Genomic DNA, 18850 nt, shown 5'->3' with positions numbered 1-18850 from the left:
CACCACCAAAAGCTTCGTAAGGAATTACTTGGTTAACACCTGCCAAGAATGGGCCAGGAACATTTGCTTTTTCAAGATAGCTAGCTGGAACATCTGTGCTGTCTTTAATGTTATCAGTTACTGCTTTCTTAACTTGGTCAGTAGAAACTGTGCCATTCAAGTTCACGTCAATCATGCGTGTCGCTACAACATTTGTCAAATCTGGTTTGCCATCTTTAGCACCGTAGACTTTAACGGTTGCTTGGTAGGTTTGTGTGCCGTTAGCACGAAGTTGGTCGAGAAGAGCTTGACCTTCTTTGCCTCTTGTGTTGCCGTTCAAATCTACTTCGTAGAAATATTGACCTTTTGCCAAACCTTCAAGTGGAAGAATTGCTGCATTTCCTGCTGTTCCGTTGTCTGACCATGGAGCCTTGTCGGCTGCTTTGAGCAAGAGACGAGTTAACATACCGTCACCACCAAAAGCTTCGTAAGGAATTACTTGGTTAACACCTGCCAAGAATGGGCCAGGAACATTTGCTTTTTCAAGATAGCTAGCTGGAACATCTGTGCTGTCTTTAATGTTATCAGTTACTGCTTTTTTGACTTGGTCAGTACTAGTTGCCATTTCTTCCTTAGCAGCTGGACTTTCTCCCTTAGGTACCGGAGTCATTTCAGGAGTTTCTGCTCCTGCTTTAGGCATTTCAGCTACTTCAGTTTTGGTAGTTTCTTCCATTTTCTTAGCAGTTTCAGGCTCAGTAGTTTTTGTTTCTACAGGCATTTCTTCTTTAGTAGGCGCTTCTGTAGTTACTACTTCTTTCTTAGAGTCCATAGGAAGCTCCGTAGCTTTTTCTGGCATCTCACTAGTTTCCTTGACTTCTTTAGGCATGTCTTTCTCATTTTGGACAACTGGTATTGCAGTAGGTTTCACTTGATCTGCACGAACTGAAGCTGGTTGACCAGCTAGGACAAAGAAGCCACTAGCCACAACAACTGAGGCTACACCGACACTGAGACGGCGAATAGACCAGCGAGTATATCTCTGATTTGGATTGAATTTCATAGGATTCTCCTTTGATATGTTTTTGATGATTTAAGTATAATCTCCTAAAATTAAAAAGGATTAAGAAAAAGTTAAAATTTTTCTTAAATCCTTCTTATAAATTACTTATATCGAACATATTCCTCTACAAAAAAAGAAAAAAGAGAAGCTAGTTCTCTTTTTAGTCACTTAATTCAGCCAAGGTATCCAAATATTGGTTATTGATCACCGCCATGATGTAGGTATCGGCTTTTAAAAGGTCATTTGGTCTAAATTGAACATCCAAGGGAGCATTTTCGTAGTCACGAAAGCCAAGGATATTGAGATTGTATCGTCCTCGAAGGTCTAGTTGACTTAGGCTCTTGTCTGCCCACGACCGTGGAATTTTCATCTCGACAATCGAGACATTCTTGTCCAACTGGAAGACATCTACGCTGTTATTAAATAGAATAGTCTGCGCTAACGAGCGACCCATCTCATACTCTGGTGAAATGACTGAGTCTGCGCCTATTTTTTCAAGAACTTTTTTTGCTGTATGACTTTTAACCTTGGCAATAACTGTCGGCACTCCCAGACTTTTGCAATGCATGACTGCAAGCACACTCGATTCTAAATTTTCCCCAGTTGCCACCACAACTGTATCACAGGTATCAATTCCTGCTGAGAGCAAGAGCTCTTCATCGGTAATATCTCCAACAACTCCACGTACCAAGACTGGTTCGAACTGATTGATTCGTTCCTCATGGTCGTCAATGGCGATAATATTTATATCATGCTGAGCGAGAGCGGTAAGTACACTACTCCCAAAAATACCCAAACCTAAAATTCCAATTGTCCGATCTGACATAGTTTATCCTTTCTTATCCTATCGTAATATCTGCTTTCATATAGTGGATCATATCTTTCTTATCTGGTTGGTACTCAGCCAAACTAACTAATAGCGTCAGTGGCCCAATTCGTCCGATAAACATCAGTAGCATGACAATGCTAAGAGCTAATTTGCCCAGCTCTGGTGTCAGATTGGCAGTCACTCCAACCGTGGCAAGCGCTGAAATCGTCTCGAACATGATGTAGATAAAGCGCGGATTCCCCTCGGCTGTTATTCCTATTAAGATCAAGCCCGATAAAAATGTTATCAAAAAGATGATGAAAACACTGAAAGATTTTTGGACTGTTCGAGGTTCGATCGTTCTTCGATCCACATTCGCATGAGGCAACCCTAAAAGCTCACTGCGTGCAAAGACCAATAAGACAAAGAAGGTTGTGATTTTAAGTCCCCCTGCAGTTCCGCCAGGAGCCCCACCAAGAAACATTTGTAAAATATAGATCAGTAGTGTAACAGGTCTAGCTTGAGTATAATCAATAGAAGCAAAGCCTGCCGTTCTCATGCTAACTGTTTGGAAAAAGCTGACGAGCAATTTATCAGGGATGCTGAGATTGCCAATCGTTCCAGGATTGTTCCACTCTATCAAGAGAGTTGAAATTGTTCCAGTAAATAAAATCCCAGCTGTCAAGAAAAGAACCAACTTGGTATGGAAGCGAAGGCGACGTTTTTTCTTGCTCAACCGTGTAGCCAGGTCAAACCAAACCATAAATCCTAGACCACCTGTGATGATCAAAGCAGCAATGACTAGATTGATCAAAGGGTCCGTTTGAAAAGCTACTAAGCTTGTACTTCCAAAATTATCAAAACCAGCATTACAAAAAGCTGAGACAGCTACGAAGATAGAGGTAAAGATTCCTCGACCCCAACCAAATTCAGGAATAAAACGAAAACTTAAGAGGAAAGCTCCTAGTCCTTCAATGAGAAAAGTCGTCAAGAAAATGGAGCGTATGAAAACCTTTAAAGACTGAGTCTCTCCATAACTAAAACTCTCTAGAATTGTTTCACGGCTACGAAGACTTAGCTTTTGCTTACTTTGAATATAAAAGACCCCGATAAAGGTCATGAGACCCAAACCACCAATCTGGATCAAACACATACAGATTAACTGACCCCAGATGTTATATGTTGCAGCTACTGGTTGAGTAAAAAGCCCTGTCACACAGACCATGGATACCGCTGTAAATAGATGGTCAAAATAGGTCGCTTGGGAGCTTGTTGCTTGCACAAATGGCAGACTCAAAAGGAGAGAGCCTACGAAAATAACCAATGCAAAACTTAAAAAAATGCGACGGGCAGATGATAAACGCCCCAAGGTCGTATTTATTTTTTTCGAAAATGATTTGAATAACATAGCTACATTGTACCATAAAACCGTTAAAGCAATCACATATGACTAACAATTTCAAGACAGAGTTCTAAGGCCTTGTCAAAAGCTTCTGCGCCCCAATCGCGGCTATCATAATTTTCTAAATCCGCCAAAGAGTCCGCTGTAAATAGAAGTTGTCCCCAAACGACTCCTCGAAGCTGGGCAACTGCTGCAAGAGCGGAACACTCCATCTCTACAACTGCACAACCTTCTTCCTTACGATAGGCAACTTTTTCAGCTGTTTCTCGATAAAAGCCATCTGTCGACCAAGTCATAACCTCTTCATAAGGAATGCCTAGTTGTTCCAAGACTTGTTCGATAGCAGAAATAGCTTCTACATGAACATCCATATAACGAGAAGGTGGCGCATAATGGTAGCTGGCTCCTTCATCACGCAGCGCTCGAACTGGAACCAGAAAGGCATTTTCTTCTATATCCGTTAATACTCCACAAGTACCTGTGGAAATGATTTTCTCCGCACCATAGCTAATCAACCAATCCATAAACTGGGCTGCTGGGGCAGAACCGACAGGAGCTTGGGCTAGGCACACTTCCTCACCCTTATAGCTCATGACATATACTGGATAGGTCTTGGTGGCAGAAACGAATTCGCCGGCGCACTTGGCTCCTACTTCCCTCGCATAGAGGTCAATCTCTTCTTCCAAAAATGCATAAACGCACTTCTTTGGTAACTGTAAATCCAAGCCTTCGTGATTTGACATAATCACTGCTTGAGGATTATCATCAAACTCTAAAATGGGAATGGCGTGTTTTTGAATCATAGACTATCTCCTCTAAATTTGTACTATTATAACAAAAGCAAAACCAAAGTCAAGGCGGGAGCCTAAGTCAAATGAGAAAAATTTGTTTTAAATAGGAAACAACCATTAAATGTTTTTTCCTAATCATAAAATTGCTATGGCTTAGGAATTAGTTTATAATAGATTGAATTAAAAAAGTGGAGGTTCTTATGAAATTCTATTCATATGACTATGTTCTAAGCCAGATCAGTCAACAGAATTGGGCCATGATTATTGTGTCGGCGTTCTTAGTGATTGTGACTGGAATTTTTGCATTTAAGGCTTTTAAAGATAAGAGAGGAAGTAAGTTCCGTGAATTATCGATTATTTCTATTTTGACTTTAATTGCTTTTGTATTGATTAGCATTACGAATTTCCAAACCAGTCAATCTAGCGATAATCAATTTCGTAGTTCCTTACACTTTATCGAGATTGTATCAAAAGAGTTAGGTGTTGATAAAAAAGATGTTTATGTCAATACTTCAGCTATAACTGATGGAGCTATTATTAAGGTTGGCGACAATTTTTATCGTGCGATTAGCGGAACTGACCAAGATAGCTATTTATTAGAGAAAATGGAACTGTATAAATCAGATGTTGAACTCGTGGAGGTTGAAAAATAATGGACTTTTTTATCACGATTGCAATTAAGTTGGCTTTAGGCCTTGTTTCTTTAGTGTTTGTTATTAATGTGACTGGTAAAGGAAATCTAGCTCCTAGTTCTGCAACAGACCAAGTGCAAAACTTTGTGCTTGGGGGTATTATCGGTGGGGTCATCTACAATAGTTCGATTACCATCATCCAATACATTGTTATCCTCATTATTTGGACTATTCTCATTTTACTCCTCAAATGGCTGAACACCAATGTTTCCTTCATCAAACATCTGATTGACGGAAAACCTACGATTATCATTAAAAACGGAAAATTAGACCCAGAAGTTTGTCGCTCAAAAGGTCTTGCAGCTGCAGATGTAGCTCTTAAATTGCGAGCCCAAGGAATTTTCCAATTGAAGGAAGTCAAGAGAGCTGTGATTGAGCAAAACGGACAGCTTATTGTCGTAAGAATGGGTGACGAGAATCCTAAGTATCCAGTCATTACAGACGGCGTTGTCCAAGTTGAAATCCTAGAAACCATTGGCAAAACCGAAGAGTGGTTAATGGAGGAGTTAAAACAAGAAGGTTTCGAAGAAGTCTCTAATATCTTTATCGCTGAATATGATAAGGGCCAATTGAATGTTGTAACTTATTAAAAAAACAAACTGATGCTTTTCGTATCAGTTTTTTGCTTTTCAACAATAAAGAGTATATACTTAAATTAATATCTGATTTAGTTTAGATAATACAATAAAACAACGGAGGTAACCCCTATGTCAATCGAAGAAAAATTCAACCAAGCTAAAGGTTCTGTTAAAGAAGGTTTTGGTAAACTAACTGGCGATACAAAAACTCAAGCAGAAGGTGCTGCAGAAAAAGTAGCTTCAAAAGCTAAAGAAGTTGCCGAAGATGCTAAAGAAGCTGTCGAAGGTGCAGTATCTGGCGTCAAAAACATCTTTAAAAAAGACGGAGAATAATTTCCTATACAATAAGCACTCTTATTCCACAAGCTTAGAAAAGCATTGGAATAAGGGTGCTTTTTTGTGCGATTTTATGCAATACTTTTACCCAGAAAAAGAGGGGATGCCCCTCTTTTTCATTTCAAGTAAAATATTCTATTCGTTTACTTCGACTTGTGCCTCTACAACAAGATTTGTTTCTTCGTCTTCTTGAGACCGATCAATGTATACTTCTTCATTGACTGCTTGTGGTTCAAGGTTACGGTAGCGAGCCATACCAGTACCTGCTGGGATGATCTTACCGATGATAACATTTTCCTTGAGTCCAAGGAGATGGTCTTTCTTACCACGGATGGCCGCATCTGTAAGGACACGAGTTGTTTCCTGGAAGGAAGCTGCTGACAAGAAACTGTTTGTTTCAAGTGAGGCTTTGGTGATTCCCATAAGAACTGGGCGACCTGTCGCTGGAACTCCACCTGCGATAAGAACATCTTTGTTAGCATCTGTAAAGTCGTTGATATCCATGAGGGTACCCATGAGGAGGTCTGTGTCACCTGGATCCATGACACGAACTTTACGGATCATTTGACGAACCATCACCTCGATGTGTTTGTCACCGATTTCTACCCCTTGGCTACGGTAAACTTTTTGTACTTCACCAAGGAGATATGTTTCAACTGACAAGACATCACGTACAGCAAGGAGACGTTTTGGTTGGATAGAACCTTCTGTCAATGCTGCACCACGAGAGACTTGGTCTCCAACTTGGACACGCATACGAGCTGTAAATGGCACCACGTATTCGCCTTCTCCAGTTTCACCCTTAACGAAGACTTTCTTGGTACGAGTTGAAGCATCTTCTTCGATAGCTGTAACCTCACCCTTGACTTCAGTGATAACCGCTTCCCCTTTCGGATTGCGGGCTTCAAAGATCTCTTGGACACGAGGAAGACCCTGAGTGATATCGGTATTTGATGCAACCCCACCCGTGTGGAAGGTACGCATGGTAAGCTGTGTACCAGGTTCCCCGATAGATTGGGCAGCGATAGTACCAACTGCTTCACCAACTTCAACCGCATCACCAGTCGCCAAGTTAATACCGTAACAGTGACGGCAGACACCATGACGAGTGTTACATGTAAATACGGAACGGATAGTGACTTCTTCCACACCAGCATTGACAATTTCACGCGCCTTGTCTTCTGTAATCAACTCATTTGGACCAATGATCACTGCACCAGTTTCTGGATGTTTAACAGTTTTCTTAGTGTAACGACCATTGAGACGTTCTTCGAGAGACTCGATCATTTCTTTTCCTTCTGCGATAGAACGGATCAAGAGACCACGGTCTGTTCCACAGTCGTCCTCACGGATGATAACGTCTTGAGCCACGTCAACCAAACGACGAGTCAAGTAACCTGAGTCGGCTGTCTTAAGGGCCGTATCGGTCATACCTTTACGAGCACCGTGAGTTGAGAAGAACATTTCAAGTACTGACAAACCTTCGCGGAAGTTTGAAAGGATTGGCAATTCCATGATACGTCCGTTCGGAGCAGCCATCAGACCACGCATACCGGCAAGCTGTGAGAAGTTTGAGATGTTACCACGAGCTCCAGAGTCCATCATCATAACGATAGGGTTCTTAGGATCTTGGTTGGCAACCAAACGTTTCTCGAGTTTTTCACGGGCAGCACGCCATTCAGCTGTAACAGCATTGTAGCGTTCATCGTCCGTAATCATACCACGACGGAATTGTTTGGTGATTTGTTCTACACGTTTGTGTGATTCTTCGATGATTTCAGCCTTGTCTTCAACGACCGGAATATCGGCGATACCCACTGTCAAACCTGCAAGAGTTGAGTGGTGGTAACCGAGGTTCTTCATACGGTCAAGTAGGGCAGATGTTTCTGTCGTACGGAAACGTTTGAAGATTTCAGCGATGATATTTCCAAGGTTCTTCTTCTTGAATGGTGGGTTGAGTTCAAGTTTATCAATAGCTTCCTTGATGTTTCCACCTAGTGGCAAGAAGTACTTAGCAGGAACACCTTCTGTCAAGTTAGCGTTTGTTGGCTCTTGCAAGTAAGGTAGTCCTTCTGGCATGATATCGTTGAAGAGGATTTTACCTACAGTTGTAAGCAAGATTTTGTGTTTTTGATCTTCTGTCCAAGGCTTGTTGAGGCTATCTGTTGCGATACCAACACGTGAGTGGAGGTGAACATAACCATTGCGGTAAGCCATAACAGCTTCGTCACGATCCTTGAAGACCATTCCTTCACCTTCACGACCAGCTTCTTCCATAGTTAAGTAGTAGTTACCCAAAACCATGTCCTGAGATGGAGTAACAACTGGTTTACCATCTTTAGGGTTCAAGATATGCTCAGCAGCCAACATCAAGATACGAGCTTCTGCTTGAGCTTCTTCTGAAAGTGGTACGTGGATGGCCATTTGGTCACCGTCAAAGTCGGCATTGTAGGCTTCACAGACAAGCGGGTGCAAGCGAAGGGCCTTACCATCAATCAAGACCGGCTCAAAGGCTTGGATCCCCAAACGGTGAAGGGTAGGTGCTCGGTTCAAAAGCACTGGGTGTTCTTTAATAACTTCTTCGAGGATATCCCAGATACGCTCATCTCCACGTTCCACCAAGCGTTTAGCCGCTTTAACGTTTTGCACGATATCGCGAGCTACGATTTCACGCATGACGAATGGTTTAAAGAGCTCGATCGCCATTTCACGTGGCACACCACATTGATACATCTTAAGAGTTGGACCAACGGCGATAACAGAACGTCCTGAGAAGTCAACACGTTTACCGAGCAAGTTTTGACGGAAGCGTCCTTGTTTACCTTTGAGCATGTGGCTCAATGATTTAAGGGGACGGCTACCTGGTCCTGTAATCGGACGACCACGACGACCATTGTCAATCAAAGCGTCAACCGCTTCTTGAAGCATACGCTTCTCATTTTGAACGATGATACCTGGTGCATTCAACTCAAGCAAACGAGCCAAACGGTTGTTACGGTTGATCACACGACGGTAAAGGTCGTTCAAGTCAGATGAGGCAAAACGACCACCATCCAACTGCAACATTGGACGAAGATCTGGTGGAATAACTGGAAGGATGTTGAGAATCATCCATTCAGGCTTGTTTCCAGACTTGTGGAAAGCATCCAAAACATCCAAACGACGGATAGCTTTCACACGTTTTTGTCCAGTAGCTGTTTTTAACTCTTCTTTGAGTTCAGCAATTTCTTTTTCAAGATCTACTTGTTTCAAAAGGTCTTGGATAGCTTCGGCACCCATTTTGGCAACGAATGAACCATGACCATATTCACGCAAGCGTTCACGGTATTCACGCTCTGTCATGATAGATTTGTGCTCAAGTGGTGTATCTTTTGGATCAATCACCACATAAGCAGCAAAGTAGATAACTTCCTCGAGGGCACGAGGGCTCATATCAAGGGTCAAGCCCATACGGCTTGGAATTCCCTTGAAATACCAGATATGAGATACAGGAGCTTTCAACTCGATGTGTCCCATACGTTCACGACGAACTTTTGTACGCGTTACTTCAACACCACAACGGTCACAAACAATCCCTCTGTAACGAATGCGTTTGTATTTCCCACAAGCACATTCCCAGTCTTTTGTAGGACCAAAGATGACTTCGTCAAAGAGTCCTTCACGTTCTGGTTTCAACGTACGGTAATTGATTGTTTCAGGTTTTTTGACTTCTCCATAAGACCATGAACGGACTTTGCTTGGAGAAGCTAGTGTGATTTGCATACTTTTAAAACGATTTACATCAACCACTATTTCTTCCCTTTCTATTATAAGTGAACTGCTTATTCTTGTTCAGCAGCTTCTTCTGTTACTTCCGCTTTTGCATTTTCTTCAGCTTCAAAGGCTGCTTTCGCCTCTTGAGCTGCTCTTTCACGGGCTTTTTCAAGGTCATCTACGTGGATGACATCTTCGTCCATTCCTTCATCAAGATCACGAAGTTCCACTTCTTGATCATCTTCGTCAAGGACACGCATGTCAAGACCAAGAGATTGCAATTCTTTCACAAGAACTCGGAAGGATTCTGGAACACCTGGTTTTGGAATTGGTTTTCCTTTAGTAATAGCTTCATAAGCTTTCAAACGTCCGTTGATATCATCAGACTTGTAAGTCAAGATTTCTTGAAGGACATTTGACGCGCCGTAGGCTTCAAGAGCCCAAACTTCCATCTCACCGAAACGTTGTCCACCAAACTGAGCTTTACCTCCGAGTGGTTGTTGAGTAACAGTTGAGTACGGTCCGACTGAACGCGCGTGCAATTTATCATCAACCATGTGGTGGAGCTTGATCATGTACATGACACCAACTGACACACGGTTGTCAAATGGTTCACCAGTACGACCATCGTATAGAATCGTCTTAGCATCGCTATCCATACCTGCTTCTTTGACAGTTTCCCAAAGGTCTTCCGAACTTGCTCCGTCAAAGACTGGTGTTGCGATGTGGATACCAAGAGTACGGGCTGCCATACCAAGGTGAAGTTCCATAACCTGACCGATATTCATACGTGATGGTACCCCAAGTGGGTTCAACATAATATCGACTGGAGTTCCATCTGGAAGGTAAGGCATATCTTCTACAGGAACGATACGAGAGACAACCCCTTTGTTTCCGTGACGTCCGGCCATCTTATCTCCGACCTTGATCTTACGTTTTTGAGCGATGTAGACACGAACTAGCATGTTAACACCTGATTGCAACTCATCTCCATTTGCACGTGTAAAGATCTTAACATCACGAACGACACCGTCGGCACCGTGTGGCACACGAAGAGAAGTGTCACGAACTTCACGAGACTTGTCACCAAAGATAGCGTGCAAGAGACGTTCTTCAGCAGAAAGATCTTTTTCACCCTTAGGTGTTACTTTACCTACAAGGATATCTCCTTCTTTAACCTCAGCACCGATACGGATGATACCCATTTCGTCAAGGTCTTTAAGAGCGTCTTCACCAACGTTTGGAATTTCACGAGTGATTTCTTCAGGTCCAAGCTTTGTATCACGTGTTTCTGATTCGTATTCTTCAAGGTGGACAGATGTGTAAACATCGTCTTTCACCAAGCGTTCGCTCATGATAACGGCATCCTCGAAGTTGTAACCTTCCCATGTCATATAGGCAACGATTGGGTTTTGCCCAAGCGCCATTTCACCTTTTTCCATAGAAGGTCCATCGGCGATAAAGTCGCCTTTTTCGATGACATCGCCAACTCGAACAAGGGTACGTTGGTTATAGGCAGTACCTGAGTTTGAACGACGGAATTTTTGAATGTGGTAAACATCAAGGGAACCATCTTCACGACGAACTTCTACCTTGTCCGCATCCGCATAGGTAACCTTACCACCATGTTGTGCAATAACTGCAGCTCCTGAATCATGGGCTGCTTGGTATTCCATACCAGTACCAACGAAAGGCGCTTTAGGATCGATCAATGGAACAGCCTGACGTTGCATGTTGGCACCCATGAGGGCACGGTTGGAGTCATCGTTTTCCAAGAACGGAATACATGCTGTCGCAACAGCGACTACCTGTTTAGGAGAAACGTCCATGTAGTCTACACTAGATGCTGGATATTCTTGGTTAACCCCTTGGTGACGACCCATGACAACTTTTTCTGCAAAAGTGCCATCTTCGTTCAATTTAGAGTTAGCTTGAGCAACTGTGTATTCATCTTCTTCATCGGCAGTCAACCAAACGATTTCGTTGGTTACTTTACCAGTTGCTCGGTCAACCTTACGGTATGGTGTTTGAATGAAACCATACTTGTTGAGGTGTCCGTATGAAGACAAGTTATTGATCAAACCGATGTTTGGTCCTTCAGGTGTTTCGATTGGACACATACGACCATAGTGAGTGTAGTGCACGTCACGAACTTCATATCCGGCACGGTCACGTGTCAAACCACCAGGCCCTAAGGCTGACAAACGACGTTTGTGAGACAACTCAGAAAGCGGGTTGTGTTGGTCCATGAACTGCGATAATTGTGAAGAGCCAAAGAATTCTTTGATAGCCGCAGTTACTGGACGGATGTTAATGATTTGTTGAGGTGTTAATACTTCGTTATCTTGAACAGACATACGTTCACGAACATTACGTTCCATACGTGAAAGTCCAAGACGTACTTGGTTGGCAAGCAATTCACCAACGGCACGGATACGACGGTTTCCGAGGTGGTCGATATCATCGACGCGACCGATACCTTCAGCCAAGTTAAGGAAGTAGCTCATTTCAGCAAGGATATCTGCTGGAGTGATTGTACGAACCTTATCATCAGGATTTGCATTACCAATGATAGTGACAACACGATCTGGATCAGTTGGTGCTACAACCTTGAATTTCTGAAGCACGACTGGTTCTGTCAATACTGCCGAGTCATTTGGAGTGTAAACAATCTTGTTCAAATCGCCATCCAAGTGACTTTCGATACTCTCGATGACATCACGAGTCATGACAGTACCCTTTTCAACTAAAATTTCACCAGTTTCAGGATCTACCAATGGTTCAGCGATTGTTTGGTTGAGCAAGCGAGTCTTGATATTGAGTTTCTTGTTAATCTTGTAGCGTCCAACGGCTGCCAAGTCATAACGACGTGGGTCGAAGAAACGAGCTACGAGCAAGGTACGTGAACTCTCAGCAGTTTTTGGTTCACCTGGACGAAGACGCTCATAAATTTCTTTCAAAGCTTCGTCTGTACGAGAGTCCATTGGGTTTTTATGGATATCTTTTTCAACAGTGTTGCGAACTAACTCGCTGTCCCCAAAGATATCAAAGATTTCGTCATCGCCTGAGAAACCAAGTGCACGAACCAAGGTCGTAAATGGAATTTTACGAGTACGGTCGATACGAGTATAGGCGATGTCTTTTGAGTCGCTTTCAAGTTCCAACCAAGCTCCACGGTTAGGGATAACAGTCGAACCGTAGCCCACTTTTCCGTTTTTGTCTACCTTGTCATTAAAGTAAACACCTGGTGAACGCACCAACTGTGATACGATAATACGTTCACCACCGTTGATGATGAAAGTTCCCATCTCAGTCATAATTGGGAAATCCCCAAAGAAAACTTCTTGAGTTTTGATTTCACCAGTCTCTTTATTAATCAAGCGGAAAGTTACAAAGATTGGTGCTGAATAACTAGCATCATGGATACGAGCTTCTTCAAGCGTATATTTTGGTTCTTTGATTTCATAGCCAACAAACTCCAACTCCATTGTTTCTGTGAAGTTTGAAATTGGCAATACATCTTCAAACACTTCCTTCAGACCATGGTCTAGGAAATCTTTGAATGAATCCGTTTGAATTTCAATCAAATTTGGTAAGTCAAGAACTTCTTTAATTCTTGAAAAACTACGACGGGTCCGATGTTTCCCGTATTGAACGTCATGTCCTGCCAAGATGATTCTCCTTTGTAAATAAAATTCCAAGCTTAGTATTCTAAGCTAATAATTATCGTTAAATGGTTCTAAAACCCCTATCAACTTATCCCCCTTGACTAATTTTCAGAATCTTTAAATGTCTGTTACAGATGCAAAAAATACCGAAAAAAAGCACAAAAAGAGCAGTTAAATCCGACTTTTTTCAGGAGATTTAACTGCTGTGAGCCTTGTCTGGACAATATTTCAGACAAAACCTACGACAAATGATTACTCATATTATACCTGATTTTCTCCGATTTTTCAAGGGCTTTGCTTGGATTTTTCTTGCTTTAGTATAGAGGTTTGTCAGTTTTCAGAAAAGGTAGTTTTCTATGAAAATGGTTGTCGTTGAATAAATAGGACAGATTCTATTAATTAACCTACCAATCAACAAAAAATTCTCTCTTTAGTTTGTAAGTTTGTAAGTGGCATCTGATATAGCGAAAAAGATAAAACGATTTACTGAAAAAGAGACAATGCAATGCAAATCGATTCAACTTGCTTGACAAAAGCCTTGCTTAGTGGTTTAATATACCCCATAAGGGTATATTTGGAGGTGCCTATGTTTTACTTATTTACAAAAATTGATAGTATTTCTACCAGCGAATTAGAAGCTAAACTCAAGGAACCGATTCAGTTACTGGATGTTCGGACTCCCACGGAATTCCGTAGAGGCCATATCAAAAATGCAAAAAATGTTCCTTTAACGGAAATCGGATCTTACACACCTGCGACAAAAGAAACACTTTATGTCATTTGTCATTCTGGTGTTCGAAGCAAGATGGCTGCTAAAAAGCTCAAAAAAAAAGGCTACGATGTCATCAATGTCCGAGGCGGTATGAGCGCTTGGACAGGTAAGGTCATCTAGAAGTATAAAGGAGAAAGTCAATGAAAATTATCATTGTCGGAGGAGTTGCAGGCGGTATGTCAGCAGCAACCCGCCTCAGACGTCTCATGGAAGACGCTGAAATCACTATTTTTGAAAAAGGTCCCTTTGTTTCCTTTGCGAACTGCGGACTTCCTTACTATGTTTCAGGAGAAATTGCAAACCGTGATAGTTTATTGGTCCAAACTCCTGAAAGTCTCAGGGCAAGATTTAATCTGGATGTGCGACCATTTCACGAGGTCATCCAGATTTCGCCAGAAGAACACAATGTGACTGTGCGGCATGATGGACAAGAGTTTACAGAAAGCTATGACAAGCTGATCCTCTCTCCGGGAGCTAAACCATTTATCCCTACCATTGAAGGCTTGGCAGAAGTTAAGAACACCTACACGCTTCGCAATGTTCCCGATCTCGATGAAATTATGGTAGCCTTGGACAACCATCCAAAAGAAGCTGTCGTTATCGGTGCAGGCTTTATCGGTCTTGAAATGGCTGAAAATCTTGCTAAACGTGGATTACATGTAACCATCGTAGAAAAAGCTCCACATGTCTTGCCGCCATTAGATCAGGAAATGGCTGCCTTTGTCCAAGCAGAATTACTAGCAAACGGCGTCCGTGTTATCACTTCTCAGTCTACGACTCGATTTGAAGACCAAGGAAAAATCATCGTTCTCGAAAACGGTCAAAAAATCACTTCTGACCTCACCATCCTTTCTGTTGGTGTAGAACCTGAAAACGGACTGGCCAAAGCTGCGGGGATTGAACTGGGACTTCGTGGTGGGATCTTGGTCGATGAACATTACGAAACCAGTCAAAAAGATATTTTTGCAGTTGGAGATGCCATCGTCGTCAAGCAAGAAATCACAGGCCAAGACGCTCTCATCTCTCTCGCTTCTCCTGCCAATCGTCAGGGACGCCAAGTGGCCGATGTAATTGCTGGAATGGAGCGCAAAAACAAGGGTAGTATCGGTACTGCTATCGTTCGTGCCTTTGATATGACAGCTGCTTCAACTGGTCTCAGCGAACGTATCCTTAGCATGAATCAACTCCCTTACAAGGCACTTCATGTCAGTGGGAAAGACCACGCTGGTTATTATCCAGGTGCTACTGATATGACCTTGAAGCTCCTCTTTGACCCAACCAGTGGCAAAATCTATGGTGCCCAAGGAGTCGGAGCTAAAGGAGTTGACAAGCGAATTGACATCCTCGCAACAGCTATAAAGGGAAATCTCACCGTCTTTGACCTACCAGAATTGGAGTTCACCTATGCGCCACCATTTGGCTCTGCCAAGGATCCCGTCAATATGCTAGGCTACGTAGCCTTGAACCTTATCGAAGGTCTCAGCGACAATATTCAATGGTACCAGCTCGAAGAGGAACTTGCCTCCGGTAAGAAATTCCTTGATGTGCGGACAAGTGGCGAATTTCAGAGTGGTCGACTCAAAGTCGACACCATCCACATTCCCCTAAACGAACTACGGGAACGCTTGGATGAACTAGATAAGAACCAAGCCTACATCGTTAGCTGCCACAGTGGTTTGCGCAGCTATATCGCAGAGCGTATCCTCAAGCAAGCAGGATTTACCGTCCAAAATCTTGACGGCGCTTATTCACTATACAAAATGGCTAATCCAGAAGGAGTAGAATATGGTAACTAATATCAGCATGGCTGACTTTTATGAAAAATATCAAAATGAAAATCTAGATCTTATCGATGTCCGTGAAGTACATGAATTCCAAGCAGGACATGCACCAGGTGCCAAAAATCTTCCGTTAAGTACCTTGGAGCAAGGCTACAAAGAACTCAAACCTGACCATGAATACCATGTCATCTGCCAAGGTGGAGTTCGTTCTGCCTCTGCCTGTCAATTTCTCAGCGCTCAAGGCCTCACCGTTACCAATGTAGAAGGTGGCATGAACCATTGGCCTGGTGATGTTGAATAAATAACATTCAAAAAGAGCAATTGGTCTAATTTCAAGAAAACCAACTGCTCTTTTAATAATTTGTTCACTATTTAGGAGAAACGTCTATTTTTATTACTTGCGTTTAATCAAGTATTTAACTGCTTTTTCCAATCTTTCCTTTTGTGCTTGAGGATCATCTAAAGGGTCGTTAATACAAGCTGTTAAGTTCTCCGTTATCATCAGTTCAATAATACGATCAACACTGGATCGCACTGCTGTTAATTGAGTAATGATATCGACACAATCACGCTCTTCCTCCATCATTTTTTGGATACCTCGCAATTGACCTTCTGAGCGTTTGAGGCGTGTAATGTACTTTGATTTTATCATATCTCTATCCTTAAACGATTTTTCTACATTATATCTTTAATAAAGACCTTTGTCAAAAGTATCACATATCTTAAAGATAAAGTCTCCTAGTTCCCCACTCTGACTCTCGTAACAATTCCATCTTTATCTATGATGGAGAATTCAGAAGAGGAAATCCATTGAAGCTGCCCTTGCTGTTCCTGTGCTTGCGAGAATAAATTTACCAAAAATTCTTTATTCTCAACTTCAACCACATAGTAGGCAAGACCTGTCATTCCATGCTCACGAGGAACTAAGTTTTTCCCTCCCCATTCATTAACGGCCAAATGATGATGATAATCCCCTGATGCTATCCAACTGGCATGTGGAATCGTGAATTTATCCTCAAGACCTAAAGACTCTTGATAGAAAGAACTTGCTTCTCTGCTATTTTTAACAGATAGATGAACATGGCCCATGCGAGTGCCACTTGCAATGATAAAAGGATCCAGTTCTTTACCTAGTTCATAGATAGCTTGGGCAGACAGCTCTTCTGTGACCCCAATAATTCGCCCGTCCTCACGAATATCCCACTCGGTCACAGGCTTGTCTCTGTAGAGCTCAATGCCATTGCCCTCTAAATCTTCTAGATAGATAGCTTCACTATAGCCATGATCAGCTCCACCTACTAGTGGAATCTTTAGGTCTAACAAGTGTTTAAAAACATTTGCCAAATCTTCTCGACTCGGTAAAAGGAGAGCCATGTGATAAAGTCCGTAAGTCTGTTTGGGATTACTCGTATCATCTGTCTTGATCAGTTTAACAAGAGCTTTGTCTCCAGCACCCAAAACCGCCTCTCCTTCCGACTGACTCACTATCTCCAAGCCGAGCAGCTGATGATAAAAGGCTGTCTGACTTTCTAAGTCCTTCACATTTAAAGTCACCTCGACCAAATGAATGTGACTATTATATTCGTAAACCATAGAAAACCTCTCTTTGTTGTAACTTTTTTTATTACAACTATTATACAAGCTTATCTGACAATGTCAATCTAGATGCTTAGCGATGATAAAAACAAGAAAAATCCTCCCCGATATGGGAAGGATTTTTTAGATTTAATGAGCCAACATTTCTTGGGCAATTGCCTGACCAGATAGGTTATCTGGATAGTAGGTTGGCCAGTTGTCCATCTCTTCAAAGAGGGCTTCTTGGCTAGTACCTCCAAAGAAGATATGGAAATGCTCTGCCTTGACCGGAGCGATATTGTGGTCGCTAAACTGAACATACTTGAATTGTCCAGCGTCCGCATCTGTTGCTTCAAAGAGATAACGGACTCCACGATTTCCTTTCTGATAAGTCAAGATTTTCTTGCCGACATACTTGTAAGTATATTTCTTACTTTGGTCTCCTTGGATGAATTCTATCGTATTATCTGTAATGTTAATCTTGCTTACATCTGTTTGGTAACCTTTTTGATAGTAGGCCTTGTAATCATCCTTGGTCATCTTGCCAGTCAATTTAGCCTTGTAGTCAAATACTTGGTCCAGAGTCCCATTTTCAAGGAAAGGATAGACTGACTGCCAATTGCCAGCATAATCACTTAGGGTACGATCCTTAACATCGGCATCCTCAAAGTAGCCATTATGGACGGTTTTAGTTTCCTCTGCTTTTTCTGGTTCAATTGCTGCTCCTGCCTGATCCGTTGTCTGCTTGAGTGCCTTGAGGTTTTTCTCCATGACAGAGATATAGTTCTCGCCGGCTTTCATGTCCTCTTCTGTCAAACTTTCAAGAGGATTTAATACATCTAGCTTCACACCTGTTTCTTTTGAGAGGGTATTGGCTAGGGCTTGTGAGGCATTTTCTTCAAAGTAAATATAAGAAATCTTGTTCTTCTTGATGTATTCGGTCAATTCTGCCAAACGACTTGCTGATGGTTCAGCATCTGGTGAAAGTCCTGAGATAGAGACTTGAGTAAGTCCGTAGTCTAGAGCTAGATAACGAAAGGCTGCGTGTTGAGTCACAAAACTCTTTTGCTTAGCATTAGAAAGTCCTTCAGTATAGGCCTTATCCAAGACTTGCAGTTTTTCGATATAGGCTGCTGCATTTTGTTCAAAAGTCGCCTTCTTATCTGGATAGTCAGCTGAAAGACTATCACGGATATGTTCTACAAGTTTGATTGCACGCGCAGGAGACAACCATACATGAGGGTCATACTCGTGATGATGACCTTCTTCACCATGGTCATGGTCTTCCTCTTCTTCACTTCCTGGAAGAAGTAACATATCTCCAGTAGCTTTAATCGTTTTTACTTTTTTTGCATCTAGAGATTCTAAAAGCTTAGGAACCCAAGTTTCCATGTTTTCATTTTCATAAACAAAGGCATCAGCATCTTGGATTTTGGCAACTGCCTTAGGCGATGGTTCATAGTCATGTGGCTCTGTTCCAGCCCCGATTAAGAGTTCGACATTGGCTGTATCCCCTGCTACTTGCTTGGTAAATTCGTAGACAGGATAGAAAGTTGTGACGATATTTAATTTTCCGTCTGCTTGTTTTTGATTAGAGCAAGCGACTAAGAACACTGTCACAAGGCTTGCCAAAAGTAGGCTTAGTTTTTTCATGT

General features: G+C 42.2%; 15 protein-coding genes. 6 read left to right on the top strand and 9 right to left on the bottom strand.

Features of this window, described 5'->3' with window-relative positions:
- The 4 genes from NGI26_RS09130 to NGI26_RS09115 all read right to left on the bottom strand — a co-directional run.
- Positions 1–1039: PavB family fibronectin-binding SSURE repeat adhesin (locus NGI26_RS09130; RefSeq protein WP_251938897.1), on the bottom strand; the 1039-nt coding region annotated here is incomplete at its 3' end.
- A gap of 160 nt (positions 1040–1199) precedes the next feature.
- Positions 1200–1865 carry a potassium channel family protein gene (locus tag NGI26_RS09125; protein ID WP_251938895.1) on the bottom strand — a complete coding sequence of 222 codons (666 nt, stop codon included), beginning with the start codon at positions 1863–1865 and terminating at the stop codon, positions 1200–1202.
- A 13-nt stretch (positions 1866–1878) separates the two neighbouring features.
- Positions 1879–3255, bottom strand: coding sequence for a TrkH family potassium uptake protein (locus tag NGI26_RS09120; RefSeq protein ID WP_251938893.1), 1377 nt, complete (start codon positions 3253–3255; stop codon positions 1879–1881).
- A 32-nt stretch (positions 3256–3287) separates the two neighbouring features.
- The gene (locus tag NGI26_RS09115) at positions 3288–4052 is read right to left on the bottom strand and encodes a nucleoside phosphorylase (protein WP_251938891.1); all 765 of its coding nucleotides are present in this window, start codon (positions 4050–4052) and stop codon (positions 3288–3290) included.
- Positions 4053–4240: 188 nt separating this feature from the next.
- Between NGI26_RS09115 and NGI26_RS09110 the strand changes: the two genes are divergently transcribed.
- The 3 genes from NGI26_RS09110 (at position 4241) to NGI26_RS09100 (ending at position 5643) form a co-directional block, all read left to right on the top strand.
- Positions 4241–4693, top strand: coding sequence for a DUF3290 family protein (locus tag NGI26_RS09110; protein ID WP_251938889.1), 453 nt, complete (start codon positions 4241–4243; stop codon positions 4691–4693).
- Positions 4693–5322, top strand: a complete 630-nt coding sequence (locus NGI26_RS09105; RefSeq protein ID WP_502961309.1) for a DUF421 domain-containing protein — start codon at positions 4693–4695, stop codon at positions 5320–5322. Before NGI26_RS09110 ends, NGI26_RS09105 begins: the two co-directional genes overlap by 1 nt.
- 117 nt (positions 5323–5439) lie before the next feature.
- Complete coding sequence (locus NGI26_RS09100; protein ID WP_000020982.1) at positions 5440–5643, top strand: CsbD family protein; 204 nt, start codon at positions 5440–5442, stop codon at positions 5641–5643.
- A 138-nt stretch (positions 5644–5781) separates the two neighbouring features.
- On the opposite strand, the gene rpoC is transcribed toward NGI26_RS09100, so the two are convergent.
- Together rpoC and rpoB are read right to left on the bottom strand one after the other, a co-directional pair.
- Positions 5782–9435: a DNA-directed RNA polymerase subunit beta' gene (gene rpoC, locus NGI26_RS09095; RefSeq protein ID WP_251938887.1), complete on the bottom strand. Its 3654-nt coding sequence runs from the start codon at positions 9433–9435 to the stop codon at positions 5782–5784.
- Between the two features lie 32 nt (positions 9436–9467).
- Positions 9468–13070 (bottom strand): DNA-directed RNA polymerase subunit beta, encoded by a 3603-nt coding sequence (rpoB, locus tag NGI26_RS09090; protein WP_251938885.1) that lies wholly within the window; start codon positions 13068–13070, stop codon positions 9468–9470.
- Between the two features lie 583 nt (positions 13071–13653).
- Here rpoB and NGI26_RS09085 point away from each other — a divergent pair.
- The 3 genes from NGI26_RS09085 to NGI26_RS09075 are packed head-to-tail and all read left to right on the top strand — an operon-like array spanning position 13654 to position 15921.
- Positions 13654–13959, top strand: coding sequence for a rhodanese-like domain-containing protein (locus tag NGI26_RS09085; RefSeq protein WP_251938883.1), 306 nt, complete (start codon positions 13654–13656; stop codon positions 13957–13959).
- Positions 13960–13979: 20 nt separating this feature from the next.
- Positions 13980–15635 carry an FAD-dependent oxidoreductase gene (locus NGI26_RS09080; protein ID WP_251938881.1) on the top strand — a complete coding sequence of 552 codons (1656 nt, stop codon included), beginning with the start codon at positions 13980–13982 and terminating at the stop codon, positions 15633–15635.
- Positions 15625–15921, top strand: coding sequence for a rhodanese-like domain-containing protein (locus tag NGI26_RS09075; protein ID WP_251938879.1), 297 nt, complete (start codon positions 15625–15627; stop codon positions 15919–15921). The genes NGI26_RS09080 and NGI26_RS09075 overlap by 11 nt, the downstream gene beginning before the upstream one ends.
- Positions 15922–16014: 93 nt before the next feature.
- Here the strand turns inward: NGI26_RS09075 and NGI26_RS09070 are convergent, their stop codons facing one another.
- From NGI26_RS09070 to NGI26_RS09060, 3 genes are all read right to left on the bottom strand, one after another.
- The gene (locus NGI26_RS09070; protein WP_251938877.1) at positions 16015–16272 is read right to left on the bottom strand and encodes a metal-sensitive transcriptional regulator; all 258 of its coding nucleotides are present in this window, start codon (positions 16270–16272) and stop codon (positions 16015–16017) included.
- Positions 16273–16358: 86 nt separating this feature from the next.
- Positions 16359–17213, bottom strand: a complete 855-nt coding sequence (locus NGI26_RS09065; protein WP_251938875.1) for a VOC family protein — start codon at positions 17211–17213, stop codon at positions 16359–16361.
- A 132-nt stretch (positions 17214–17345) separates the two neighbouring features.
- The gene (locus NGI26_RS09060; RefSeq protein WP_251938874.1) at positions 17346–18848 is read right to left on the bottom strand and encodes a zinc ABC transporter substrate-binding protein AdcA; all 1503 of its coding nucleotides are present in this window, start codon (positions 18846–18848) and stop codon (positions 17346–17348) included.
- Positions 18849–18850: the final 2 nt, after the last annotated feature.

This window comes from Streptococcus sp. Marseille-Q0941, assembly GCF_943736975.1.
Lineage (GTDB): Bacteria > Bacillota > Bacilli > Lactobacillales > Streptococcaceae > Streptococcus.
Note: the sequence above shows the minus strand (reverse complement) of the source record. Positions and strands in the feature narration are given on the sequence as shown.